This is a genomic window from Lysinibacillus sp. F12, assembly GCF_057773605.1.
In genome coordinates this window covers 337,815-362,108 of record NZ_JBYMLP010000002.1, presented here as the reverse complement: position 1 = coordinate 362,108, position 24,294 = coordinate 337,815, and the positions used below count along the sequence as shown (strand labels likewise).

Annotated in this window: 27 protein-coding genes and 2 pseudogenes; 17 read left to right on the top strand and 12 right to left on the bottom strand. The window is 35.2% G+C overall.

Annotation, left to right across the window (positions count from 1 at the left end; genetic code table 11):
- The first annotated feature begins 348 nt into the window (after positions 1-348).
- The 4 genes from AC3CH7_RS08805 to AC3CH7_RS08790 all read left to right on the top strand — a co-directional run bounded on the left by AC3CH7_RS08805 (position 349) and on the right by AC3CH7_RS08790 (position 2,353).
- On the top strand, positions 349-1,197 hold the full coding sequence (locus AC3CH7_RS08805; RefSeq protein ID WP_031417203.1) for a hypothetical protein: 849 nt from the start codon (positions 349-351) through the stop codon (positions 1,195-1,197).
- Between the two features lie 170 nt (positions 1,198-1,367).
- Complete coding sequence (locus AC3CH7_RS08800) at positions 1,368-1,625, top strand: hypothetical protein (RefSeq protein ID WP_257216294.1); 258 nt, start codon at positions 1,368-1,370, stop codon at positions 1,623-1,625.
- A 3-nt stretch (positions 1,626-1,628) separates the two neighbouring features.
- On the top strand, positions 1,629-1,898 hold the full coding sequence (locus AC3CH7_RS08795) for a capsid assembly scaffolding protein Gp46 family protein (protein ID WP_488381791.1): 270 nt from the start codon (positions 1,629-1,631) through the stop codon (positions 1,896-1,898).
- Between the two features lie 215 nt (positions 1,899-2,113).
- Positions 2,114-2,353, top strand: a complete 240-nt coding sequence (locus AC3CH7_RS08790; protein ID WP_180276638.1) for a hypothetical protein — start codon at positions 2,114-2,116, stop codon at positions 2,351-2,353.
- 98 nt (positions 2,354-2,451) lie between these two features.
- Here the strand turns inward: AC3CH7_RS08790 and AC3CH7_RS08785 are convergent, their stop codons facing one another.
- Both AC3CH7_RS08785 and AC3CH7_RS08780 read right to left on the bottom strand, forming a co-directional pair.
- Complete coding sequence (locus AC3CH7_RS08785; protein ID WP_099806208.1) at positions 2,452-2,988, bottom strand: hypothetical protein; 537 nt, start codon at positions 2,986-2,988, stop codon at positions 2,452-2,454.
- Between the two features lie 59 nt (positions 2,989-3,047).
- Complete coding sequence (locus tag AC3CH7_RS08780) at positions 3,048-3,359, bottom strand: YpjP family protein (protein ID WP_488381790.1); 312 nt, start codon at positions 3,357-3,359, stop codon at positions 3,048-3,050.
- 613 nt (positions 3,360-3,972) lie between these two features.
- On the opposite strand from AC3CH7_RS08780, the gene AC3CH7_RS08775 reads away from it, so the two are divergent.
- The 8 genes from AC3CH7_RS08775 to AC3CH7_RS08740 all read left to right on the top strand — a co-directional run bounded on the left by AC3CH7_RS08775 (position 3,973) and on the right by AC3CH7_RS08740 (position 11,237).
- Positions 3,973-4,290 (top strand): YhjD family protein, encoded by a 318-nt coding sequence (locus tag AC3CH7_RS08775; RefSeq protein ID WP_488381692.1) that lies wholly within the window; start codon positions 3,973-3,975, stop codon positions 4,288-4,290.
- Between the two features lie 352 nt (positions 4,291-4,642).
- Positions 4,643-5,068 (top strand): acyl-CoA thioesterase, encoded by a 426-nt coding sequence (locus AC3CH7_RS08770; RefSeq protein WP_031416085.1) that lies wholly within the window; start codon positions 4,643-4,645, stop codon positions 5,066-5,068.
- 12 nt (positions 5,069-5,080) lie between these two features.
- Positions 5,081-5,455, top strand: coding sequence for a DUF423 domain-containing protein (locus AC3CH7_RS08765; RefSeq protein ID WP_012294707.1), 375 nt, complete (start codon positions 5,081-5,083; stop codon positions 5,453-5,455).
- Positions 5,456-5,601: 146 nt separating this feature from the next.
- Positions 5,602-6,933, top strand: a complete 1,332-nt coding sequence (locus AC3CH7_RS08760) for an SPFH domain-containing protein (RefSeq protein WP_031416084.1) — start codon at positions 5,602-5,604, stop codon at positions 6,931-6,933.
- A 14-nt stretch (positions 6,934-6,947) separates the two neighbouring features.
- Positions 6,948-8,051, top strand: coding sequence for a TFIIB-type zinc ribbon-containing protein (locus tag AC3CH7_RS08755; protein ID WP_488381691.1), 1,104 nt, complete (start codon positions 6,948-6,950; stop codon positions 8,049-8,051).
- A gap of 469 nt (positions 8,052-8,520) precedes the next feature.
- Positions 8,521-9,726 (top strand): EAL domain-containing protein, encoded by a 1,206-nt coding sequence (locus tag AC3CH7_RS08750; protein ID WP_031416080.1) that lies wholly within the window; start codon positions 8,521-8,523, stop codon positions 9,724-9,726.
- 254 nt (positions 9,727-9,980) lie between these two features.
- Positions 9,981-10,850: a GNAT family N-acetyltransferase gene (locus AC3CH7_RS08745; RefSeq protein WP_031416078.1), complete on the top strand. Its 870-nt coding sequence runs from the start codon at positions 9,981-9,983 to the stop codon at positions 10,848-10,850.
- A 204-nt stretch (positions 10,851-11,054) separates the two neighbouring features.
- Entirely contained in the window at positions 11,055-11,237 is a 183-nt protein-coding gene (locus AC3CH7_RS08740) for a hypothetical protein (protein ID WP_230591343.1), read from the top strand.
- A gap of 227 nt (positions 11,238-11,464) precedes the next feature.
- Here AC3CH7_RS08740 and AC3CH7_RS08735 read toward each other — a convergent pair whose 3' ends face one another.
- Positions 11,465-12,091, bottom strand: coding sequence for a nitroreductase family protein (locus tag AC3CH7_RS08735; RefSeq protein ID WP_012294702.1), 627 nt, complete (start codon positions 12,089-12,091; stop codon positions 11,465-11,467).
- Positions 12,092-12,217: 126 nt separating this feature from the next.
- Here AC3CH7_RS08735 and AC3CH7_RS08730 point away from each other — a divergent pair, with 126 nt between their 5' ends.
- Entirely contained in the window at positions 12,218-12,589 is a 372-nt protein-coding gene (locus tag AC3CH7_RS08730; RefSeq protein ID WP_488381690.1) for a winged helix-turn-helix transcriptional regulator, read from the top strand.
- A gap of 325 nt (positions 12,590-12,914) precedes the next feature.
- On the opposite strand, the pseudogene AC3CH7_RS08725 reads toward AC3CH7_RS08730, so the two are convergent.
- The 5 genes and pseudogenes from AC3CH7_RS08725 to AC3CH7_RS08705 all read right to left on the bottom strand — a co-directional run.
- Positions 12,915-13,492, bottom strand: a pseudogene (locus tag AC3CH7_RS08725) (transposase); the annotation flags it as partial.
- Positions 13,493-13,795: 303 nt separating this feature from the next.
- Positions 13,796-13,921 (bottom strand): annotated as a pseudogene (locus AC3CH7_RS08720) (manganese catalase family protein); the annotation flags it as partial.
- Positions 13,922-14,185, bottom strand: a complete 264-nt coding sequence (locus AC3CH7_RS08715; protein WP_080695204.1) for a spore coat protein CotJB — start codon at positions 14,183-14,185, stop codon at positions 13,922-13,924.
- The gene (locus tag AC3CH7_RS08710; RefSeq protein WP_036218267.1) at positions 14,182-14,403 is read right to left on the bottom strand and encodes a spore coat associated protein CotJA; all 222 of its coding nucleotides are present in this window, start codon (positions 14,401-14,403) and stop codon (positions 14,182-14,184) included. Before AC3CH7_RS08710 ends, AC3CH7_RS08715 begins: the two co-directional genes overlap by 4 nt.
- Before the next feature lie 440 nt (positions 14,404-14,843).
- On the bottom strand, positions 14,844-15,476 hold the full coding sequence (locus tag AC3CH7_RS08705) for a hypothetical protein (RefSeq protein ID WP_012294697.1): 633 nt from the start codon (positions 15,474-15,476) through the stop codon (positions 14,844-14,846).
- Between the two features lie 144 nt (positions 15,477-15,620).
- Here AC3CH7_RS08705 and AC3CH7_RS08700 point away from each other — a divergent pair, with 144 nt between their 5' ends.
- Positions 15,621-16,094 (top strand): hypothetical protein, encoded by a 474-nt coding sequence (locus tag AC3CH7_RS08700; protein WP_031418573.1) that lies wholly within the window; start codon positions 15,621-15,623, stop codon positions 16,092-16,094.
- A gap of 569 nt (positions 16,095-16,663) precedes the next feature.
- Here AC3CH7_RS08700 and AC3CH7_RS08695 read toward each other — a convergent pair.
- A complete protein-coding gene (locus tag AC3CH7_RS08695; protein ID WP_031418572.1) occupies positions 16,664-17,065 on the bottom strand; it encodes a hypothetical protein in 402 nt (133 codons plus the stop codon).
- Between the two features lie 222 nt (positions 17,066-17,287).
- Complete coding sequence (locus AC3CH7_RS08690) at positions 17,288-17,608, bottom strand: DUF4183 domain-containing protein (RefSeq protein WP_031418571.1); 321 nt, start codon at positions 17,606-17,608, stop codon at positions 17,288-17,290.
- 1,269 nt (positions 17,609-18,877) lie between these two features.
- Here AC3CH7_RS08690 and AC3CH7_RS08685 point away from each other — a divergent pair.
- From AC3CH7_RS08685 to AC3CH7_RS08675, 3 genes are all read left to right on the top strand, one after another.
- The gene (locus AC3CH7_RS08685) at positions 18,878-19,639 is read left to right on the top strand and encodes a glycosyltransferase (RefSeq protein WP_012294692.1); all 762 of its coding nucleotides are present in this window, start codon (positions 18,878-18,880) and stop codon (positions 19,637-19,639) included.
- Between the two features lie 189 nt (positions 19,640-19,828).
- Positions 19,829-20,230: a VOC family protein gene (locus AC3CH7_RS08680; RefSeq protein WP_036161832.1), complete on the top strand. Its 402-nt coding sequence runs from the start codon at positions 19,829-19,831 to the stop codon at positions 20,228-20,230.
- Positions 20,231-20,323: 93 nt separating this feature from the next.
- The gene (locus AC3CH7_RS08675) at positions 20,324-21,079 is read left to right on the top strand and encodes a class I SAM-dependent methyltransferase (RefSeq protein WP_012294690.1); all 756 of its coding nucleotides are present in this window, start codon (positions 20,324-20,326) and stop codon (positions 21,077-21,079) included.
- Positions 21,080-21,170: 91 nt separating this feature from the next.
- Here the strand turns inward: AC3CH7_RS08675 and AC3CH7_RS08670 are convergent, their stop codons facing one another.
- Positions 21,171-21,323: a hypothetical protein gene (locus AC3CH7_RS08670; protein ID WP_155729468.1), complete on the bottom strand. Its 153-nt coding sequence runs from the start codon at positions 21,321-21,323 to the stop codon at positions 21,171-21,173.
- A 312-nt stretch (positions 21,324-21,635) separates the two neighbouring features.
- Positions 21,636-23,990: a M13-type metalloendopeptidase gene (locus tag AC3CH7_RS08665; RefSeq protein ID WP_012294688.1), complete on the bottom strand. Its 2,355-nt coding sequence runs from the start codon at positions 23,988-23,990 to the stop codon at positions 21,636-21,638.
- Positions 23,991-24,294 lie beyond the last annotated feature (304 nt).

Sequence of the window (24,294 nt, the reverse complement as noted above, 5' to 3'; positions counted from 1 at the left end):
AGATGAAGAAATTTAAATTTGTGTAAAAATTAGTTAATTATCTAGATATATGATTAAGATGGAAAATATAAAAAAGCTGCAGCGTTTGCAGACGCTACAGCTCGAATTGGTTTATGCCCTTCTAGGCTAGTCAGATAAGTCATTATACCACAACTTAGGAGGGGAAACCTATGTTAAAAGAAAGAACACTAACGATTACACCAGATGCTTTAGATTCAATGTTGATTTTCATCATAAGAGTTTATTAAACTACATCCTTTCTTCGTGGTTTTTTGGAAGTGATTTTATTATTGGGTATTTATGCTAAAATTTATATAGCATTAATGTAACAATAAAGGAGAGGGTTGTATGTGGCATCTGGGGTTAACAAACAACAATAAAACATATAGTTTAGCAAGACAAAGGTTCTCGAGTGATATAGATATAATGTATCTTACAGACAATAGTGAACATGAAACATACTATTTAATATCGCCTCATTTTAGTGACTTGCCAGAAGAAGATTATGAAAAAGCATACTACAAGGCACTGTCTTTTGTTCGTTTAATAAATGGGTGTTTACTTTTAACGGGTGATTACTTACTGCAAGCGGATAATTATTTGACTAATTTTGATGATTCATATACTGCTTTACGTAGGGGAAAAGAGGTATATGGCAGAAGTCTTATCGAATATGAGCAGATTGTAAATCCGTTCGAAAATATACAAATAGAGGATTTGGAAAGCAACTCATACCTAGCTAACTGTTTAACTATGGTTAAACATAATCAAAAAGTTAGAAGAGTAATTGGCCTATTATATCTATATCACAGAGACAATTTATATCTTTTAGTAAATGCCTATAAAATCTATGAAATTATTCTTGCTGATTTAAGTATTCAGAGAAATGCAAAGGAATATAAAAAAATTCGTACTACCTTATCAAAAGAGATTTTGCCTTATTTGGATTATTTTATCTTAGGAGATTTTACTCACTATGCAAACACTACAGCAAGTTCTGATGGAACAGAGGTGACTGGTATATTCTCGCGTCACGGAGAATCTGAAAAAGTTTATAATAAAAATCCTATAGATCTAAAGGAGCTTGATTTCAATTTGAGAAATTTAATCAACAGTTGGTTAAGTATAAAAATAGAAAATCAAATTGGTAAAGTCCTTAAGGTAGAATATCAAAGAAGTGATATTTTTGATATATAAGTTAACTTCATATAGTTTTTTGGGGTAAAAAAATTCTACAAAAGCCATTCATTTTGAGTGGTTTTTTATTTTGTCTTTATTCTCGCAGACGCTATAAAGAACGAGAACAAATAAACTTTCCAACAGTTTAGGGATTCATGAGAGTAACTAAATTGGGCAAGGAGGAAAACATGGCACGCAATCTATTCAATCTTAAAACTTTATTACCTTTAGATATTCAAATGCTTGCAGACGGTGGCGAAGGAACTCCCCCAACGGAAAACCCACCATCAGGAGATGACATAAACGGTCAAGAGTCTACATTGACACTTAAATCGGTTCAAACTTTCCTGAACGAAAATGCGGAAGGTAAGAGCTATTTACAGTCCTTTGCAGACACTCGTGTGACAGAAGCAATCAAAACCTATGAAACTAAAACACTTCCATAGAAACTGGAAGAAGAGATTTCTAAACGCTATCCACCTGAATTGGAGGAAGCAAAACAGTTACGTGATTTAAAAGCACAATTTGAACAGTCTCAAAAAGAAGCTGCACGAGAAAAGCTAGTGAATCCAGCACTGTCCGCTGCTACCGAAAAGAGCTTACCGAGTAAATTAGTAGGGTTCTTTGTAGGCGATGATGCAGAAAAGACAACTACTAATCCAAATGCTTTGGACGAGAAGGGGCAGCTATTGGGCGAAACAACCGAGTCGACGGACTAGAATGGCTGGAAGTACTTACAGACGTCGCACAACATATGAAGATTTACGATATAGATCTCATTATGTCGTGGACGCCTAATGTACAAAGCTTTTAAGCAAGGTTCCATGTTACAGGTTGTTGACAATTACGACAACATGGCTCGTATGGTTGGATTTCATCGTATCGCCGCTGGATTACGGACAATTTAAAAGGCACGACACATAGAGATCCATATTTGTATTTAGCGAGTATGGGGATTACAGAGGAACAATTCAAACTACATATAAAGAACGGTTTAGAGGAAGTAAAAGAGACACAAGAAGCAAAAGTAATGCTTAATGATGCTAAGACTATCCCTGCTGTGATTACAAATAGTAGGACGCATGTACAAGTACGTGAGCTTGCAGGTTTGCTAGGATTGAAGATCGTTTATAACAACGAAAGCAAGATAACAAAATTCTATGAAGTAAAATAATTGTAAAGGCCCAGGTACTCAATTTTGAGCCTGGGCTTAATGTGTCCAATTTACAGTAAACTTTTAAAGTTTAGACTTTGAACAATTTTATTGCTTTTTTAATTAATTTCGTTAATTATGCGATTTATCCAATTAGTAACTAACAGATCTCTCTCTTCGAAAGTTATATTACTTTGCATCTTTAGACAGTGTAAATCTTTTTGTAGTTTGGGCAACTTTTCTCTTAAAGTGAAATTATTTTCAGATTCCTCGTCTATAAAAATTAATTTTTGGTCATTCACTAATGTTTGGTATACTCGGCCAGAATACTCTAGGTCATCAATATAAACATTAACATGCCCTCTAACCTTAGGGTGAACATAAACATGATTTCCTTTAAGTTTAGAGAGTGAATACATGAAAGCCTCTAATCTCATTTTATTAATATAAAATTTGTGGCCGTAATAGAGCTGTTTGTGTTTCTTTGGGTTAATATCAAATACCTCATATCTAACACAAATATCTGTTTCCTTAGGTCGTTTCTTATTAGTCCAATGAGAAAAAGGTAACAGCCGTTCTTTTACTAAATAATCAATATTACTATGATCTAAATCACACCCGTAGCTTAATATAAAAACTTCTTCATGTTCATTCACTTAATCGGAGTCCCCCATGCAGGTAAGCTATTATGTCTTAAAAGTGTTTGTTCATGATGTTATTCAAAACCATCATATTTAAGGTGGTAGTGCCAGTTGGTTACAGTTTTATTTTGTTCAAGGCCTACATGTCCTCTCATGATAGAATTACCATTTTTTCCGTAAATTTCAAAAACATGGTCGCGTTGTCTAATTCCATTTGCCCCAGAACCTTCTGGTCCTACGAATTTAGAATAGCCATGTTTATCAATTTCTTTTTCAGCTGCAGCTATCCATTTATCCTCAATTTTATCTTTTACTTCCTTACCAATTTCTTTTTTTATTTTATCACCCATTTTCTTTTTAAGTGCATCTTTAATCAATACTCTGATTAATACATTTGCTAAACGGGGTTGAATGTTATCATTGTTAGTTACATTCTGTGAAACAGCAAAGGCATTTAAAGTTACCGATGGATAATTAATTTCATAAAAATATTTTAGTAATGCAATATTTTGATCTTCAAGACCATATGAATTAAGGACAGTAATATCAGCATTTTCAAGAAATAAACTGCTATTTTCAGAAATACTTGATAATACACATCTAAGTATGCTAGAGCCTCAAGATCCAGGGTTGTGTATTTATCACATTCCTGAATATGGAACTTACTACTTTCCTGAATACGGTTTTCTTCAGGTTCCTGATAATGAGAGAGAAAGGGAGTCTCGTTATAAATTAATTTTTGTATTAGATGCAGGTGATAAAAATAATCTGGTTGCAACAGCATGTGGTCCTGCACTATGTCTAATAGTAAAAATGGAACAAATTAATGAATTCGTAAACAGTTTAAAATCTGAGGCAAATAGTCTTTGAGTTTATAAAGAAATGACTGGTGTTCATAATTTGATTATACATAAAGCCTGCCAGGGCTTTTTTATTTCCACAAATCAATACTTGTCAAAATACAAACAATCGTTCTTATTGAGAGGATAGAGTTGTATATTGAATCCTGAACAACGGCGACTATTTCATAAATTTTTAATACTGGAAATGGCAGTTCAATCATTGCAACGTGACTTCTCTGTAATTGAAAATTTGAAAATGAGTAAAGTTTATTTACCGATCCTCAATAAGTTATTAAAGGACATAACACATGATTATTATGATTCAAAAAGATTATTGGTAAAAGACAAAATAAGATTAGTAAAAGTAGAAAAGATAGACGAGTATTTTAGTGATGTGGATAGAGCCAAGGTTGTATTGCAAAGTTCAATATTTGGAGAAAACAAATACTGGGTCACTACGAATTGTATCCTTTAAAGGATTTAATTTTGGTAAAATTCCAGAAGCAATAAACTAATAACCAGGCGCTTGGATGAGTGCCTGGTTTTAATCATTTACATCAAATTTTTCTCGTTTAAAAAATAGGTATCATTTTTGATTTCCAGCACCTGCCCAGTATCTTTTATTTTTAAATTTTTGTACCCCAGTGTACCCCAATTGAGTGGGGTACAACGGGTAAAAACGGAAACTAACATTTATTACCAAATATTTTTCTGATTCTAATTTCTAATTTTTGTAAAAATGAATTTATTAACTTTTTCTAATCAATAGAGCAAAAACCCCACCAAACCAATACTTTTACGCTATAATGTAGGACGAGGTGAAGAAAATGTTTGTGAGTGAAAAACAGATTGAGATTCGATATGCAGAGACAGACCAAATGGGCGTTGTCTACCATGCCAACTATATAATTTGGATGGAGATTGGGCGTACGCAGCTTGTAAGTGATGTGGGCTTTAAGTATGCGGCGTTAGAAGAAGATGGTTATGTATCACCGGTTATGGATTTATCGATTTCCTATAAGGCTGCGATGCACTACGGACAGGTGGCAACGGTTCGTACTTGGGTAGAAAAGCATGACCGCTTACGAACAACCTATGGCTATGAAATTTTACATGAGGATGGTACAGTGGCGGCCACTGCACAGTCTGTACATATTTTAGCACGTAAGGATACATTGCGTCCGGTATCTTTAAGTAAGGTGGATCCTGCTTGGGATGCAAAATATAAAGAAATTGCCGTTGTGGCAAAATAGGAGAGAGCCTAAATGGAAATGTTTTTAGCGTTCGGTGCGATTTTGGCCTGCCTTGGTGTTATTTTAGGTGCTTTTGGGGCCCATGCTTTAAAGGATAAGTTTGCATCCCCCCATTATGCAGCTATTTGGGAAACAGCAGTTCAATATCAGATGTACCATGCATTAGGGATTATCGGCTTAGGTATTCTTTCAAATGAGACGCTTCTAGGAAGTTCTAGTCTGCTTTCATGGGCGGTATATCTAATGTTTACTGGGATTGTTTTCTTTTCTGGTAGCCTGTATGTCCTTGCCGTGACAGGTGTGAAAAAACTAGGCGCGATTACGCCCATAGGTGGAATGTTATTTATTATCGCTTGGGTACTTGTAGCAATTGCGGCATTCTCTTAAAAGAAAACGAGACAGTTCTCATAGGAGCTGCTCGTTTTTTTATGTGCGAATAAAGAAAAGTGAAACAATTTGTCTGATTATGCGTATTACATATTGTTTATAGATGATAAAATAAGCTAAATATCAATGTGAAGGTGGGAAATCAAATGGGTTTATTAAAAGCGGGAATTGGCGCGTTATCTGGCGTTTTAGAGGATCAATGGCGTGAATATTTCTATTGTGAGGCATTATCGGCGGATGTGCTTGTGACAAAAGGTGTGAAGCGCACGTCCAAACGAGGGTCCAATAAAGGGAATGACAATATAATTAGTAATGGTTCTATTATTGCGATAAACGAAGGGCAGTGTATGATGGTCGTTGAGCAGGGGAAAGTCGTAGAGTTTTCTTCGGAATCAGGCGAGTATGTTTATGATACGTCAACTGAACCTTCAATTATGTATGGCTCAGACCTGTCTCAGGGGATTATGGAGACCTTTAAGCAAATTGGCAAACGTTTTACATTTGGAGGAGAACCTGCGAAAGATCAGCGAGTTTACTATTTTAATAAGAAAGAAATAGTGGGGAATAAATACGGAACACCTGCACCTGTCCCTTTCCGTGTGATTGATCGCAATATTGGTTTAGATATTGATATTGCTATTCGTTGTCATGGCGAATATTCATATAAAATTATAGATCCACTACTATTCTATACAAATGTTTGTGGCAATGTAGAGCGTGAATATACAAGGGCTGCTATTGATAGCCAGTTGAAGTCAGAATTAATGACAGCTCTACAACCGGCGTTCGCACAGATTTCTGCTAGCGGCGTTCGCTATAGTGAAATACCTGCCCATACTGCTGCATTAGCAGAGGCTCTTAACAAAGTATTATCGGAGAAATGGCTTGCAACACGCGGATTAGCTGTTGTGTCTTTTGGTATTAGTACACTAAAAGCATCAGAAGAAGATGAGGCTATGATTAAGCAACTTCAACGCAGTGCTGTAATGCGTGACCCTGGAATGGCCGCGGCTCATTTAACAGGGGCACAGGCAGAAGCGATGATTGCAGCTGCCAACAATGAGGCGGGTGCAATGACAGGATTTATGGGCATGAACATGGCGGCACAAGCAGGTGGCATTAATGCTAGTCAGCTTTATCAAATGAATGAACAAAATAAGCAAGCACAAATGGCTCAAGCGGATAGGCAAAATCAATCAGCAAAAGAAGATAATTCATGGACATGTACATGTGGTCATGAAAATACTGGGAAGTTCTGTTCGAATTGTGGGACGGCAAAACCGGTTGAAGAAGGTTGGTCATGTGCATGTGGAGCGGTGAATAAAGGGAAGTTCTGCAGTGAATGTGGGACAAAAAAACCTACAGGAGCGTTATTATACGCATGTGATAAATGTGGATGGACACCAGTAGACCCTGCAAATCCACCTAAGTTCTGCCCTGAATGTGGCGATGTGTTTGATGAAAATGACGTGAAGTAAGGAGAGGATGATTCATGTCAACGCAAGAAGTTGAGAATGTCAAACAAGTAAAGCTTGATTTTGATGCAGAATGTCCATCATGCAGCGCAACAATTGAATTTAATCCTGCCACAGGTAAGCTAGCTTGCCCATATTGTGGCTTTGAGACAGAAATTGCAACTCCTGAGCAAGAGGAAGAAAAAGCTGCTCGAGAAATGGACTTTTTAACAGCCGAGGAACGTGGCAATTTCAATTGGGGTGTAGAGAAAAAAACAGTCATCTGTGAAGCCTGTGCCGCGGAAACGATATACGATGCGTTGCAAGTGGCCGACAGTTGTCCTTACTGTGGTTCCCATCAGGTCATGGAAGCGAGTGCTGAAAACACACTAGCACCAAATGGTGTATGTGCTTTTGAAGTAACGGATAAGCAAGCTGGGGAACATTTTCAAAAGTGGATAAAAGGTAGATGGTTTACACCGAAAGCCGCCAAAAATAGTGCTAGGCCTGATGCCTTTAAAGGGGTCTATCTTCCATACTGGACGTTTGATACGAAAACAAGCTCCAGATATTCTGCCCGATATGGACGACATCGCACCGTTACAGATAAAGATGGGAAAACACATACGGAAACAGATTGGTATTCCACAAGCGGCTTTTATCAGGAATTTATCGACGATCATTTAATAAGTGCAACTACTCGCTATGATCAGAATATGATGCGAAAAATCGAGCCTTTTAATCTTTTAAACAATAAGGCTTATAAACCAGAGTATGTATCTGGCTTTTTGTCTGAACGATATAGCATCGGCTTACAGGATGGCTGGAATCAAGCCAAAAGGGATATCCATGATCATCTTCATGCGCAAATCACTTCAAAAATTCGTTGGGAAAATAGCGCAGATGTAGTATCGAATTTACGTTTTTCGACCAATCATGATGATATTACATACAAATATTTAATGTTACCGATTTGGTTATCCTCTTTCCGTTATAAAGAGAAAATTTATCGCTTTATGGTCAATGGGCAAACGGGTCGAGTGGGTGGGGATGCTCCTGTATCACCACTTCGTGTAACGATAGCTGTTATCTTATCATTAATGGTAATAGCGATCATTTGGTATTTCTTCATGTCTGAATAATGACGAGCAGTATTCCATCAGGGGCGTAATTGACCATTTGGAATACTGCTTTTTTCATAAAATTGTCCATCCGTGCTGGGTAAATGACTACTTTATGAATTATTATCATCTATTATCCCAACCACTAGTGACACTCGTAGCATAAATTAATATGAATAGGGAAAATGAGCGAACAGCCTTGAACCAATAACATGTTCATGAGAACAAAAGCATAACATGACAAGATGGCGTAAAAAAATAACCTTTTCTGTTAATAAGTCGTCGGAAATGATGGGAAATTATGAGTATGACACCTAAGTTGATCTGAAAATTTCTATTAGATAAGCTATAAATGTTAAGAAGTGAAGTTGCGATTTTACAATAAACAACTTATTATACAGTCAGAGAGCATTTTTTAAGCTATTTATAGACTATATATTGTTATTTTTGAATAACAAATAAAAGGTTATTCATAATGGAGGTTTCGAAGATGGACGCAATTGAAGTGTTAACGAATTTAGATCAAATACATGGGTATTATCAGCCGATATTTAGCGCAGATGCGCATACGGTGATAGCCTACGAAATTTCCGGACATCTACAAATTGAAGGTCAGCAAATTAATTTAAAGGATTTTGTCAATAATGAGGACATTCCAGAAGAATACCGAATAGATATGGAACATAAAATTTTGCATGCAGCACTCGCCCAAATTGATGAAATTGCATCTGATATTGATATTTACATTCCAAGTAACCCTAATTTATTGATGCAGGATTTTGGTGAGAGTCATTTTAATATCATCCAACAATATATTGGAGAAGAAGATTTACACAGAATCGTGTTTGTCGTATCTGAGCATCGATTTTTAGGCGATATTAATAAATTGCACCATGCACTGCGGTATTTTACGACATTTGGGGTAAAAATCGCTGTCCAAGAGGTCGGAGCTGAAAGTCATTTAGAGCATATTGCATTATTGGCCCCCCATATTTTAAAAGTCAACACACGTGATTTAAATTATGATTCTTGGTCTGCTCAATCCGATATGATTTCTGCTATTGGCAGTCTTGCTTATAAAATAGGTGCCAATCTTTTATTCGAAGATATTGAAACGGTTTATCAGCTACAATTTGCTTGGAAAAACGGAGGACGCTATTATCAAGGTCCTTATTTAGCCAACCCTGCTAGAAATCTTGTCGATAAAGATGTATTAAAGGAACGATTTAAAAAAGAATGCCAGCAATTTATTACGTCTGAAAAGAAAATGCTAGAGGCGCAATTTTTGCAGCTAAAGAAATTAAGAGAAGAGTTGGAGGCTATTGTTCACCGTGTGAAACCAACGAGTGATAATGCCTCACAATTAGAGCATTTAGCTGAATTACTGGATAACTATTCTTTTAGACTTTACATTTGTAATGAGGATGGTTTCCAATTAACGCCTAACGTCATGCGAATAGATGGAAATTGGGAGTTGCAGCCACGTGCCATCAACAAAAATTGGAGCTGGCGCCCATACTTCTTACAAACGATCATTAAAATGCGAAACGATCAAAGTGGGGAAATTTCTGAGCTTTATCGTGATATTGAAACAGGAGAAATTACAAGAACCTTTTCAATCGCCATCAACGAACATGAATACTTGTTTGTTGACCTTTCCTATGACTATCTTTATGAGCACAGTATTTTTAGGTAAGCCTAGAAATGCTTATATAGCAAGGTTTGTGGGGTATAACTTATGATTGTACCCCAAAATGATTGTTTATCATAATAGAGTTTGTACATTACCAGTTAGAAATAATATTTTGAGTCAGATGATGAAGTAGCCGAAAGGTTGCTTCTTTTTAGTTATATGTAAAAGTATTGTTTCTGCAACGATAGAGTAGTTTCATTGAATAAAGGTAGATGGTAAATTATGATAATAATAGAAATAAAATAGGGGGATTTTTCATGTATACTGACAATAAAATAGAATTAAAATTAGTGGAATTTGATAAATATGATGTCTTAGGCTTAGTAGAACTTTCTACATCAGTTGGCTGGGATTATGATGAATATGAAGTAAGAACCGTTATGGCATCTGGAAAAATATACGGACATAAAAATACTGTGGGGAAAATTGTTTCTAGTGCTGCAATTATACCTTATGATACTAATTTAGCTTCAATAGGTATGGTTATTGTTAATGAAGATTATAGGGGCTTAGGCTTAGGCAAGAAGGCCACTCAGAAGTGTATAGACAGTGTTTCTCAAAATACCTCAATCATGTTAATTTCAACCGAGGATGGAAAACCTTTATATGAAAGATTGGGTTTTAGTACGGTTGATTCTGTACATAAATATTTAAGTGATAATTATATTCCAACTAATTTGTTTAATCATCCTCAAATTACTTTAGAAAGATACAAAGAGGAAGAAATTCATAAAATTATTGAATTAGATTCTGCTGCATTTGGAGATAAGAGGGGGGAATTGCTTCTTAATAGGATAAATCAATCAAAACAATGTTTAGTTGTTAAAAATCAAAATGGGAAGATTATTGGATTTGGATTATCTATATTAGGTCCAGAGAATCTATTAATAGGACCTATTGTAGCACCAAATTCACAAACAGCCGCTTTAATAATCGATGGGTTAGTTATTAATCATCAAGGGAAGATAAGGATTGATGTGCCATCCAGTAATGACGAGTTAATGTTGTTCTTGGAGAAAAGTGGATTTATTAAAGTTAGTAATCCTCCAATAATGATAAAGAATTCTATTAAAATGCCATATAGGAATAAAGAGTTGTTTGCTATTGCTGCACAAATTTTTGGTTAGAGATATCAATATCCTTTGTTCATGTAACGTTTGGAACTAATATAAGGGGAAAAGGTAATATGGTAAAAAAAATAAAGAAAGTGTGGTCTTAGGAAAAAATTGATGATTACTTTGATTCCAAAACGGATCATTATTTAACTATTTATAATGGGATAAAATAGTATTGGATTGTCCAACTGCACCTTAAAAAAACCGAAGTTGGCAATGGATTATGATAATAGGACATCAAAGTCAAAATTAGAAATTCTGTGGGAAGATGAAAAGACTAGTGTTTGTGAAGCTAACACTTTCTACGATTCTGATAACGGGTTAGAGCTAGATGATGATAATTATGAAGAATATGATGTTGCACTAGTTAAAGATGTGTTGAATGATTTTCAAAATTGAAATGGCAACAGGTGAAAATAAACCTACACGTATTAAGATAGAGAAAACAGGAGAAGTAATTTTTGACTGATTTTCTTGCAATTATTGAAAGAAAAATGTTATTACAGGGCCCAGGCACTCAATAAATCTTGAGCCTGGGCATTTTTTCCACAAAAGCGCCTGGTCTATTTGTGGTTTTTCTTAAGATAACCTATTTCATGACTATCTAATTTAGGCTCTAAAAAGCACTATATTATTTCGTTTTTATAAATTATCTCATTTACATTGTGTCTTACGGTTTTGTGACCAGCCTTCGTCCCTTTACCAATCGCTATTAGCATAACATCTAAATATCTTTCAGAAATATTTAAGGCGTCTTTTAACTTTTTAGAATCATAGCCTGACATAGTAATTGTGTCAAAGCCCGCTTCATTTGCTAACAAGATTAATGACATTGAGGCAAGACTTACATCTCTAGTTAATTCTATCTTTAAATCTTCAGTTGATTTATTTTTATAATAATTTATCGCAGCATGCGCTAGATAATCTCTTAGTGATTCGTCAAAATAACCTGCTTGAAAGCCTTCTTCATGTATCCTAATAATATTTTCTTTATCGAATGCCTGATAATCTCCCAACATAACAATTAAAGTTGAAGCTTCTATTACTTGTTGCTGATTAAAAGCTATAGGCAATATTAAATTTCTTAAGTCAGGTTCATCAATTATTAAGTAACGTGTAGCTTGGATATTATTCCCATTAGGGGATTTGCTTGCAGTCTCAACTAAAGAAGTTATAATTTCTGAACTAATTTTATAACTTGGATCATAATGTCTAACTGAACGTCTTTTTTCCAAAATATTTTTTACACTCATGATATCACTCCATAATTTTTATTATTTCTTGCAGCTTTAATTATAGTAAGCAATAATAAATAAGAAAATAACGCACAAAAAAGTGGTATAGCTACTTTTTTGTGCCTATTTAGGGAGAGAAAGCATATGGTTAAATATAATACTGGCATCAATATTTTTATTAATATTGCAGGTGGAAAATGGAAGTGTTTAATCCTCTTTTTTTTGAGCCAAAAATCTGTAAGAACAAAAGAATTTTATGAATTCATACCAGGAATTACACAAAAAGTTTTAACAGATCAATTGAAACAACTAGAAAGAGATGGGCTTGTACAACGAGAAATATTTAAAGAAGTGCCACCAAAAGTAGAGTACAGCTTGACTGATTTAGGTAAGTCATTTGTACCAGTTTTAAACACAATGTGTGAATGGGGGAATAAGTATGCATTAATGAATGGTATAGATAAAGATCAAAAAATTGATTGTCATACATTCATTGCAAACGAAGTAAAGTCGTAATTGCTAAAAATTGTATCGTTTAAAGGGTGAAATTTCACAAGTTACAAATAAATAACCCGGTGCTCATTTAATTGAGCACTGAGTTATTTTAAGCGCTAAACTACTAATTCATACTTGAGAAAAAGGCCATGACCCGTTTCATAAATGTAATACTAAAAAAATGCAAAATAATGAAAACAGACCACCTAGAAAAGTGGTCTCAGACTGTAGACAAAAGTCATCGAGAAGTTTATTGTCGATGGCTTTTTATTTTTCTTTCTCTTTCATTTTCAATATTTGGTAAATCATTGCTGTATTCAACATACTCTTCGAGCATAGGGCTCTCTTAAGCTGTCTGCCACGCCCAAGTAGCTAGTTTCTTTAAATTCATGGCAGCAAAAGTAAGCATCGCCTGCATGGACAATTTTTTTAGACCTCTTAAGGTTGTCCATTGCATACCATGCTTTTCTTTTGCATCCGCAAAGACACGCTCAATCGTTTCTTTGCGCTTGGCATAAATTTATTTGATGTCATAGGAATGGCGTAAATGTTCAGCTTCCTCCACATACGACGCCCAAATATGACGTTGAATGAGTTTTTGATGATGCTTACTTTCTGTACATTGGGAAAGGCATGGACACTTCGCACAAATCAAAGGATTCGATTTATATTGGCGATATCCTTCCTTCGTCGTTGTCGCATACTTCAATATCTGCCCTTTGTTTCTTTCCATTCTTCCTTTTCAAACTTCTCCAGGGGAAGGGGCTTTTTTCCGTGTTCTTCACGATCCATATTTAACTCTAATGGAAGTTTTTCTTCATAAGCCCGTGTTTCTTTTCGCACAACCTTTTTATCATACTTCCGTTTATTCACACTCGCTTTCACATGCGTAGAATCGATAAATAAATGGTCTGCATGGAGCATTTACTTTTCAACACCCTATGTAGATGGAGTACTTTATGTAGAAGTTGATGGGAACGAAGGGCGGCGACTCCTGCGGGAAAAGCGGGAAAGTCGATATCCTGGACTGAGCGAAGCGAGGGAAGTAGCTCGACCCCGCCCCCGCCCGTAGTGGAAATCAACGGCTTTACTTTATTTCATTGTAAAAGAAAAAAGAAGACTGTAGGCAAACTCTCTAATTTTTTGAGTTTGTCTACAGTCTGAGACCACCTAGAAAAGTGGTCTACTACATTTTTAGAAAATTTTCTTTTGATTTCTGTCATCCTTTAAAATTTCTAGAGCTGCAGCTAATTCCCCATCAGCATCACCATATTGCTCCGTTAAATACTTTGCGAGCATGGGATTACATGTACTAACCTTAACCGCAAAAATTATTCCTCCCGGACTCAGAATTTATACTTGCCATGGCCAAGGTGTATCAACCCAATTGAAAGGATAATCAGAATAACTTCTTCCAAAATTCATTAATGGACCAAATTTTTGCTCAAATTTGACTTTAAGTTTCATACTTTTTTCAGTGTTTTCATTAAATTGCTGAATGGCATCATAGTCATCGGGATGAGTATCCAGATATAAGTTTAATTCAACAATGACAAAATCGATCGCTTGTATTTCTTCAAGTAGGGTATAAAATTCAGGTGGCATCTTTTTACTCACTTTTCATCCCTCCTTTTTGGTGGTGGGTAGGGACTAAACAATTGAGGCCATAAAGTTCCGGCTAGAAGTGCTTCGTGAGGGGTTGGGAATTGAGGTAATCCGGGTGGTTGAAAGCCCATATATAATTGTGGGGGTGTAGCATAAACTTTAACTTTTATAGGTGGACATGGATCGAATGGGCCGATATAAGGTTTCCAATACTTATATTGTGAAGACATGATATCCTCCCTTCTATAATCATTTGCATCAGTGCAATATATGGGGAGGCGATAAGTATTATTCTGAAAAAATAAAGATATTTCAAAAGAAAGTCCTAAACCATTAAACAATTTTAAATTAAGTAGAGATTTTCAAACACCTGCCATATAATACTTATTATGCTAACCGATAATCTGGGGTACAAACTTCAATAACGGTCGTACACCCCCACTTGATTTACTTTTACAAACATTGATTTAACAATATCCTCTAGAATTACTTTAATGCGCCATTCTCTTATGATTGTGCGCCACAATGGACAATATTTATTCTATTTTAATTAAAATGAGTATGCTTGAGTTGCTTTTATTTTACGAAGTCATTAAAAACCCAACTACAAACAGTTTGTAGTTGGGTTTTCGTAGCAGGATATTCATAGCTTGTACTGCTAAATAGCTACTTAATTTTTATACATTAATTCAGTATACGTATCACCAATTGGAGTTGCAGTTTCAGTTATATACGTGTTGATGATTGTACCCATAGGGTTTTTCACTACATTTTTTACTTTGTGGTAAATAACGTCTTTTCTAACACCAACTCGGACATATTTATTAGGGTATTGCGATTCATAAGTCCTTGTAGAAGTAAAGCTATGTGAAAATGAAATACCGAACGTCGATGAACCTTGTGCAAAGGAGCCGTTTATACTCCAAGTGATGCCACCAGCAATGGATACACTTTTCACTTTATCCCAACCTGGTGTAGCAGGGTGGTAACCAATAAATGCCCGTGAAACAGTATATTTTTCAAGTGTAGTCTGAGTTGTTTGATTACATGTAGCACATAATAGTTGTTTGCTGTTATTCAGATAGGATTGATAGTCTGCTTCTGATTCAAACAGAATCATGCCGCCATCTTCTGTTGTTATGCTATACCTATTATCTGTCACTAATTCTAATTCCTCAAAGGGTAGTAATTCTGAATCACTCTCGGCTGCATGGACTAAAAGGCTACTGCAACTAAACACTAAAAATAACACAAAGCTAAAGAGTAACGAACTAAGTAACTTATTTCCAGTTATTGCTGTCATCTTTTAACAACCTCCCCTATATTTGTAATTCAATTTCCATTATATACTAAGTGGCAATATTTGTATATAGAAGGTTTGCTTATTGTATAATATGTAAGTATTAACCAATGTTATTAAATTTTAAGAGAAGGTGGAATAAGAGTCGTGAAAAAGAGGTTAACATTTTGTGCTTTACTCGGATTATTGTTGATGCAAACGGCTTGTAGCTATGGAGTAAATGTTAACTACGAAGAAGTGAGCAATCCTGAAATGGTAATTTCCGAAAATACAAAATTGGAAAATGTAAGAGTACTAGAACTGGATATTAATCATGAAGAAAGTAAAAGGGTTCTTAACACATTTGGAGATGATTTAAAGGATGGAATTTATGCTTACGACAAGAATAAGCATAAAACATATATTTTGATAAATTCAACTACTAGGAATTACTCTGATTACTCGTTTAAATTTGATAAGGAAAAGAAAATTTTAACTCTTACCTATACAACGACAGAAGGAAGTAATACAAATAAAAAAACGCTATTTCTGTTAGAGAGTTATAAGAAGAATCCATATAATGAAATCAAACTCGTTAATAACGGGAACGATGATGGATTCATCGGAGTGTATACGCAGTAAACCATATTCAAAAAACATTTTATGTTGAGTTCAGGTACCAAAAAGATTATTCCTCCAACAGAAATACCCTGTATATTTCTACACAGAAAGAGGTAATGAATACATAGAAATGTACGAATTGTTATAGATAAGTGAAACAAACGTAACATGCCTTTGCTGATGCACGGAACTTGGAGTTTCCCCATCTCACGGTAAAGGGTGGGCTTCTACAAAACCAGTAAGACACAGATATATTGTGTTTTGCTGGTTTTGTTCTATTGGTGATAATTAAATTTTTGAACGGAATGAAGAATTACTCCATCTAATGGAGGAAGGAGGTGGAAAGGATAAAATTTGAATTAGAAAGGCACGCAATACGCAAAGGTATTTCGATTTCACGAGATGAGTAATACGTAGTGGAGAGAACACAATTTGAAGAATATAATGGAAAAGCAAAAACTTATTTGAATTATGATGCCAATCCCATGGGGGAAAATATTGAACTGAATATTCCTTTGCAATAAGAAAAAGATGTTCAAAAAGGCTCTCCTTTCTAGACATCTTTTTTATTACATCATTTAGTAGATGCATTAGGATTGATCAAAGCTGCCTAGAACCATGAAATCTACAACAACACCACTTACTGGATTTTCTGACCCCAATACATTAATGCCTAATACTGTTACACCGCTAATATTTGTCACATTTGCAGAAACATATTTTGCGGCAATATTCTTCTCTCTCATTTGTACCCGAGGTCTTAAATTAATGGTTGTATTTGTAGAGTATACGCTTGATACTGCGAAATCAATAGTTGTTAACAAAGGATTGCCACTCGCTATTGCATTGTCTGTGAAATAAAAAGTAGCGATACCATTTGCATCTGATGTAGCTTGTCCATAAATAACGCGCTTTTCTTTTTTAGGAATCGACTCTCCAGCTTTAAATACATGTAATAATGTTGGTGCGAGTTTAATAATTTCAATGCTCATAAACATTCTCCTTCGTTAAATAGTTTCGTACCCATCCTAATTATTTATGAATGATGCAATGCTATTCTATGAACTTTTTATTAGTTTATTACTTTTTTAAATCAGTTATTAAAGTGCATAAGAAAATTAAAATTTTGCTGTAGTGGCAATGCCTTGAAGTATTTGAAGGGTCACTTGGGATGTAGTGACCCTCGAACAAAAGGAATGTGAATTAATAACTCATTACGTTTGTGTAACTAATTCTACTGCTTCGATTACTAAAGGTGTACCTGCAGTAAGCGTGCCTGTAACGCCATTAAATGTTAATTCTGTCGCAGAAACTGTATAGGAGCCGCCTTCTTGTAATACGCCATTAATATAGAAATTATAGTAGCCATTAGTTACTACTGGGAAAGCAGTAGCGGCATTTCCACTATCGTTTAAAAAGGCAGTTGCAGCAATAGTTGTGCCATCTGTGACAGTTAAATTGGCTGCTAAAATATTAAAGAATTTAGTCGAAGTTCCTGTAACATTTACATGAATATTTATAATTGAAAGTGCCATTTTTTCACCTCCTTCCAAAACAATAATATTTACTGAAAAACTTCAAATTCATTTACCTATCCAATGAGATTTACGAGAGTTATACGGGTGAAAAAAGTTGATTATTTTCACAGTGAAACATGTAAGTTTTAAAAAAAATACATCTTATCTTATTTTCATTAATAGTATATGAATCGAATATGGAAGATGATTGGTAATGTGTCTATTAAAAAAATTGAATATAGGATTAGAAAAAAATGGGAAATGGGAGGCAGTCGATGGCCGAACACTGCATAAACACGCGCGAGGCAAGACAAAAATGGCCGGCCGATAGATACAACATTCTTTTGGAAATTTCCTATCGACTATTATTGAAAGGCAATATGATGAGGGTAAGAATACTACTCAGATGCTTGAGTAAGTCAAGGATTATGATGAAATCAGTCGTCTAGTGTTAAAAGAGGAGACTAAACTTGTCATTTCTTGCGCTTACCCGGGAAATTATTTTTTTATTTCCTAGCTAGATAGCTTTTCACAAGGGAAATATAATGCATCATCATGGGGGAATGAAATCATATCGACAAAGAGGAAATAGTCATGATCGTCTATTTCCTGTCTATTTATCTGTTGTTAACGTGTGATCTGCTTATAACCGCACTTTCTACAGGAGCAGTGAACTTTACATTTGCTCAATTCACCACGTTCTCATTCTCCCGTAGCATACTATTCTATTTAATGGCCCATTTCTTTTGAATAATTCGTACTCTTTGATGGCAAAAAATAGATTTTGAATGGGCTTTGATCCCAATCAGCTCTCTTGAGAAAGCAAGCTTGCAGGTGTTCAAGTTCAAGGGATGTGTTGGCACGCACTTCAAGCTTGTGTAGCTGATATTCTACACGAATCTTTTCATCTCATCATTTCCTCTTGATTAAAAACGCAACAGCATCACTTCAAGGGGTTTATGCCTTTTGGTTTTGCAGTTTGTTGTAAATTTGAACTCAGAAGCTTATTCACATAATGTTCTAGAAGGTGACGAAAGGAAATTTAGGCGTTCTGAAATGTGGGAAAAGGAAAAACTTATGTTGATAAAGACTTCTAATTTTTTTATTTCTACAATACATAATAATTAGAAAAAAATTCAAATTCTAACTAGCTGAGACCATTAATTCAATGAGATAATAATTAATGGGTAGGTTTGGAAATAAAGTGAATAGGTAGTGCCACTTTGATTTTATTTCCATGTTATTCACTCTTATGTAAGTTACTGTTAGTTAAAGGGGAGATTTTACATGAATGAGAAGGAGAACGTTTTAAAGGAAAAAAATAAAGAGGATATAAAATTTTCAGTTGTAATACCCGCGCATAACGAAGAACAGTACATTGGAAAATGCATAGAATCCATATTAAAAGCTTCCAAGCCATTTGAACATCAAGTGGAAATCATTGTTGTATTAAATCGATGTACAGACAGAACGGAGGATATTGCAAAATCGTACAATTGTATCGTATTAGAGAATAACGACAAGAACCTCTCTAAGATAAGGAATGCTGGTGTTGAGATAGCAAGAGGTGAAATCATCGTAACGATTGATGCAGATACACGGATGAATGACCATGTGTTGTTAAAGGCAGAGGAGTATTTAAGCTCTGGAAAATACATTGGCGGTGGAGTTACAGGGAAGTTTGAGAGAATGTCTTTAGGAATTTTTGTTTCAGCTATGTTATTGATTGGTCCATTATTCTTTAAATATGGAGCCATATCTGTGGGAATCTTTTGGTGTAATAAAAAGGATTTTAAATCGATTAATGGTTTTAATGAAGAAATGCTTATGGCAGAAGATGCAGATTTTGCTAAACGATTAAAAATGTGGGGAAAAAAGAACGGGAAAAAATATGGGACAATTCAAAATGGAATGATCACATCAAGTAGAAAATTTGATAAAAATGGGGATTGGATTTTACTTAAGCGTCCGACAATCATCCTAGCCTACCTAAAAGGAACAGACCGAAAATATGCGGATGAAGCTTATTATGAAAATCAGGATAGATGAATGATCTTAAGCTAGAGGTTAAAATGAGAGATAAAAATAAAGAAACATTTGTGACGTTAATCCTCCATCGATTAACGCTTTTTTTTGCTGTGATAGTGATGTTGTAATAGATAACTAATAAAGGTGAATAGTAGGGTGAGGTAGAATTCTAAAGTATATGGAATGCTTGATTGGAAGGAGAGTGTATGAATGATTATTTCTAACAATAGTACCCCAATTAAAAACAGAGTGGGTGCTGTGTTTGTTCCAGTTCGTAACTTAGAGAAGGCAATAGAATGGTACAGGAAAATATTTGGTTTGGAGGGGGGAGAAGAACATTTTGGGCATTTATTCGTGGCACCCATGGAAGGAACGGCTGGGTTGATTTTAGATGCTATGCCAATGTGGAGAAAAGAGGATGGAGATATTGCCACCTACCAAGTTCCATCCATTCAGTTTGTGACGGACGATATCCAAGCTTCTTATCAATTTATGAAAGACAATCATGTTGAACTTTTAACAGAAATACAGGATGATTTTTATTTTGTGTTCAAAGATTTAGAAGGAAATGTATTAATGGTTTGTAAAAGTGTTGAAGCTTCGGAGGGCTAATAAAGTGTGAGTGATAATGAATTTTGGTAAGGTATGATCCTTATCTCATTATCAAAACATTAAAGAAAATAGTGTGGGGAGGAAGGGTGTACAGTGAAAACAACTGAAAATTTTACGGACAAGGCCGAAATATATGCGAAATATCGCCCTAGTTACCCTAATGAATATATTGATTATTTGTTTTCAGCAAACCAACTTAAAGGAGAACAGACGGTGGCAGATATTGGTTCAGGTACGGGGATATTGAGCCGTCAGTTACTTGAAAAAGGGATGAATGTTATTGGTGTGGAGCCAAATGACGACATGAGAAAGATGGCTGAGGAGTCTTTAAGCTTCCATTCTCGTTTTAAATCAATAAAAGGAACTGCTGAACATACCACATTAAAAGGCAATAGTATTGATTTAGTAACTGTGGCACAGGCATTTCATTGGTTTGATAAAAAAGCTTTTAAAATGGAATGTCAACGGATATTAAAACAAAATGCAAATGTTGCTCTTGTGTGGAATAGTAGAGATTTAACTAGTCCAATTATTCAAGAGAATGCAGCAATTTGCCAAAAGACCTGTTCGAATTTCAAAGGATTTAGCGGTGGAATGGAAGATACTCCAGCAATTTTTAACAGCTTTTTTAAGGATGGAAAGTATGAGCTTATAAAGTATCAAAATGATTTGATTTTTAATTATGAGGATTTCTTGGGAAGGAATTTATCAGCTTCGTATGCTCCAAAAAAACACGACGACGAATATGAAAATTTCATTTTTCTCCTGTCGGGGTTATTCGAAAAATACAGTAAGAATGGACAAATTGTTCTTCAGAATATAACACGAAGCTATCTAGGTAATGTATAAATAGCCAATAGAAGGGGGTTCGTTTAAGGAAATACAAAAAGCCCCAATATACAGCTTTTTAAAAGGATATTGGGGCTACGTTCCACATTAATTATTTATTCTTTTCATTTATAATTTGACTGAAATCTATTTCCTCTGCGAACTCTTCTCTGTTTTTACGCTCTCTGTTAGCATTTTGATTTTGATTCTGTTGTTTTTTGTTGTCTTGCGTTTTATTATTTTTATGTTTATTATTACCCATCATCATCTCACCTCCACCATTAGTTTGGGTGAAAGATGTTTTTTTATCCCCTTAAAGTACATGAAGTGATGATAGGTAATATTTAGAGAAACTTTTACTCGTTTGTTTTAGTAGGTAAGCCAAAATGATAAGGTTGCTAATATGGATAAATTTAATGCATGAAATATTGAAACAAAAGACAGAATTTAATCTAAATGTATAGATTAAATCTGCCTTTTTGTTTTAACAGCAACAATCTTAGTAAAGCGCCATACTCTTTCTCTAGACAGTCACTTAACTTTTTTATAGGGATGTAAGAGCTATTGAATTAGCTGTTTACCAGATGGAAACTCGATCTTTCGGAGCTACATACATGCCATCTCCAGGCTTAATTCCATAGGTGTCATAGAATTCCTGGAAGTTTACAATCGTGCGGTTTACCCGAACTTTATTGGATGAATGTACATCATTTTTGCTCAAAATTGCTGCAAATTCTTTTGTTGTTGTGGATTTCCACATTTTTGCATTACTTTCGAAATATGCTTTAAAATCTGGATTACTCATTTGAGAGACAACCTGCAGTGAAGCCGCCATTCCACCTAAATCAGCGCCATTCTCGCTTAATGTAAGCTGACCGTCATTCAAAACACCAGGAATAATCTCAATGGCATTATAAAACTCAATCAGCTTTTGGTTTTTCTCTTCGAATTTCTTAAAGTCTTCTTCTGTCCACCAGTTATTTGCATTTCCATTTTCGTCGTATGCAGATCCATTGTTATCAAATGCATGGCTGATTTCATGACCAATAATCATGCCAATGGCACCATAATTTTCTTCAGGTTTAGCGTTAATATCATAAAAAGGCGCTTGAAGAATACCAGCAGGGAACGTAATTTCGTTATTAAGAGGATTGTAAAAAGCATTAACGGTATAGACACTCGTTACCCATGCCGTTCTATCTACTGGTTTTCCTAGCTTAGCTTTTGTGTTATCAATGTATGCTTTGGTTACTGTGAAGGTATTAGAAAATAGCGAACCACCTTCGTCATATGTCTTGATAGTTACTTTATCTAATGTCGTATCCCACTTATCTGGGTAACCGATTTTAACAATCATTGTATCCAGCTTTTTAATTGCTTTAGCTTTTGTTGTTTCTGACATCCAATCAAGGGATTTGATTCTTTCCTCATACGTAGCAATTAACTTATCTACCATTTGTTCAACATCTTTTTTAGCTTTTGGTGAAAAATGTTCTTCGGCGAACAGTTGCTCCAAGTATCCGCTCATTGTGCTAGTTGTCTTAGCTATTGCGATTTCCTTATCTGTTTTTACGCCTGAAACTCCATATAACGTTGCAGAAAACTCATTAGCAGCATCTCCGAATTCATCTGACAACAGACCGCCAGTTGCCATAAGGAGCTGCAATTTAGAGTAAGCTTTCAGCACATTAAGATTCTTTTCATTCAAGAGCTCCGCGCCTTTTTGCGCCAGCTTCACATCAAATACGATGACTTTATCAACACTGTCAACTTTCATCGAATTTAAAACTTGTTTCATATCTACTGTTTTGAACATGCTGTTAAATTGCTCGATTGTATAAGGGTTATAGTATTTCTTAACGTCGCCTTGTTCATGAGGGTCAAGTGATACGGAAGCTAAGCTTTTTTCCATTTCATAAATTTTCTCTGCTAGAGCAATTGCCGTAGATTCTTTTTCGCCCGATAGTACTAATAGTCTGGTCATATACTGAATATAGGCTTTTTTCGCGTTAGAGTCTTCAGTTACAAAACTGTTCTTATCCAAACCAGTAGCTAACCCAGTGTAATACAAAGCATTTTCACTGCTATTCTTTGCATCGTTCATAATGGCAAAGCTGAATAGTGAGCTTATACCTAATTCTTTCTCCAAATGAAGATCTGCTTGCACAAGTTCAGCAAGAGTTTTAGCTTCATCAATTGCTTTTACATATGTTTGAATGGGCTCAATTCCTTGTTTATTTCTATTGTTTGTATCCAATGCTGTCGAATAGAAATCGGCAATTTTCTGCTCTTTTGATCCTTTTGCAAATTGTTTGCCAGAGAGCTCATCTATTATCTTTTCGATTTTATCAGTATTCTGTTTTTGAAGCTCAGAAAATCCGCCGCCCATGATTTCTCCGACTGGAATAGTCGATTTATTTAACCATTCCTTATTGATGGCTTCATAAAAATCATCGTTTAAATGGGAACCTTTAAGTGTCCATATTCTGGCAATCAGGTTTTGGAATTCATCGATAGTAATTTCTTCATTTGCTCCTAATGTACCGTCAGGGTTGCCTGTCAGTATGCCTGCTTTAGTCAGTTTATCGATATCTTTCTTAGCCCATGTAGGTACATCAGTATACTCAACTCCAAATGTGCCACTGCGAAGATCATTTCCAACAGGCTTTGGCAATTCGCCGAATGCTCTGCTCAACATAACTAAAGCTTCAACTTTCTTCGCTGGCTCATTTTCTCGTAAATCTTTGTTTTTAGAGCCTTGTATAATTGCCTCCTTATTTAGTCCTGGTTGATAGGTATCTGCAGCTATCAACAAGGTTTTAACAATTTCTCCTCTTGTCGCAGGTGGTGACTTTTCATCAGCATACACCGCTACACTTACGGACAGGACCATTATGACGGTCATGAGTAAGGATAAAAACTTCTTTTTCATGTTCGTGCTCCTTCACAGTAAATTTGTATAAATTAAGGTAATTGGGTAGATTTTAGAATTTCTACCATTTGTCCATTGTAGTTGATTTATTTCAGTTTGAAAATATGTTAGGAGCTTTTTCATTTTAAGGGAGCATTATCTAGCTAATTTTGCGCTAATAGAGCTGAGAAAGGTCACTTCTAACCGACTATAATAGTATTACTTTAGAGTGGATTATAGGATTTAAGTAATACTACACTCAGGTTTTATTTTTTACGAATAGTAATGAAACTATGCCCAGCTAAGATTTTATGAGCTGCTAAAA

Excerpts from the sequence above, each read along its gene's own strand:
- AC3CH7_RS08805 (WP_031417203.1), top strand. The coding sequence starts at position 349 with ATGTGGCATCTGGGGTTAACAAACAACAATAAAACATATAGTTTAGCA.
- AC3CH7_RS08800 (WP_257216294.1), top strand. The coding sequence starts at position 1,368 with ATGGCACGCAATCTATTCAATCTTAAAACTTTATTACCTTTAGATATT.
- AC3CH7_RS08770 (WP_031416085.1), top strand. The coding sequence starts at position 4,643 with ATGTTTGTGAGTGAAAAACAGATTGAGATTCGATATGCAGAGACAGAC.
- AC3CH7_RS08765 (WP_012294707.1), top strand. The coding sequence starts at position 5,081 with ATGGAAATGTTTTTAGCGTTCGGTGCGATTTTGGCCTGCCTTGGTGTT.
- AC3CH7_RS08760 (WP_031416084.1), top strand. The coding sequence starts at position 5,602 with ATGGGTTTATTAAAAGCGGGAATTGGCGCGTTATCTGGCGTTTTAGAG.
- AC3CH7_RS08755 (WP_488381691.1), top strand. The coding sequence starts at position 6,948 with ATGTCAACGCAAGAAGTTGAGAATGTCAAACAAGTAAAGCTTGATTTT.
- AC3CH7_RS08750 (WP_031416080.1), top strand. The coding sequence starts at position 8,521 with ATGGACGCAATTGAAGTGTTAACGAATTTAGATCAAATACATGGGTAT.
- AC3CH7_RS08745 (WP_031416078.1), top strand. The coding sequence starts at position 9,981 with ATGTATACTGACAATAAAATAGAATTAAAATTAGTGGAATTTGATAAA.
- AC3CH7_RS08740 (WP_230591343.1), top strand. The coding sequence starts at position 11,055 with ATGGATTATGATAATAGGACATCAAAGTCAAAATTAGAAATTCTGTGG.
- AC3CH7_RS08735 (WP_012294702.1), bottom strand. The coding sequence starts at position 12,091 with ATGAGTGTAAAAAATATTTTGGAAAAAAGACGTTCAGTTAGACATTAT.
- AC3CH7_RS08730 (WP_488381690.1), top strand. The coding sequence starts at position 12,218 with ATGGTTAAATATAATACTGGCATCAATATTTTTATTAATATTGCAGGT.
- AC3CH7_RS08710 (WP_036218267.1), bottom strand. The coding sequence starts at position 14,403 with ATGTCTTCACAATATAAGTATTGGAAACCTTATATCGGCCCATTCGAT.
- AC3CH7_RS08705 (WP_012294697.1), bottom strand. The coding sequence starts at position 15,476 with ATGACAGCAATAACTGGAAATAAGTTACTTAGTTCGTTACTCTTTAGC.
- AC3CH7_RS08695 (WP_031418572.1), bottom strand. The coding sequence starts at position 17,065 with ATGAGCATTGAAATTATTAAACTCGCACCAACATTATTACATGTATTT.
- AC3CH7_RS08690 (WP_031418571.1), bottom strand. The coding sequence starts at position 17,608 with ATGGCACTTTCAATTATAAATATTCATGTAAATGTTACAGGAACTTCG.
- AC3CH7_RS08685 (WP_012294692.1), top strand. The coding sequence starts at position 18,878 with ATGAATGAGAAGGAGAACGTTTTAAAGGAAAAAAATAAAGAGGATATA.
- AC3CH7_RS08680 (WP_036161832.1), top strand. The coding sequence starts at position 19,829 with ATGATTATTTCTAACAATAGTACCCCAATTAAAAACAGAGTGGGTGCT.
- AC3CH7_RS08670 (WP_155729468.1), bottom strand. The coding sequence starts at position 21,323 with ATGATGGGTAATAATAAACATAAAAATAATAAAACGCAAGACAACAAA.
- AC3CH7_RS08665 (WP_012294688.1), bottom strand. The coding sequence starts at position 23,990 with ATGAAAAAGAAGTTTTTATCCTTACTCATGACCGTCATAATGGTCCTG.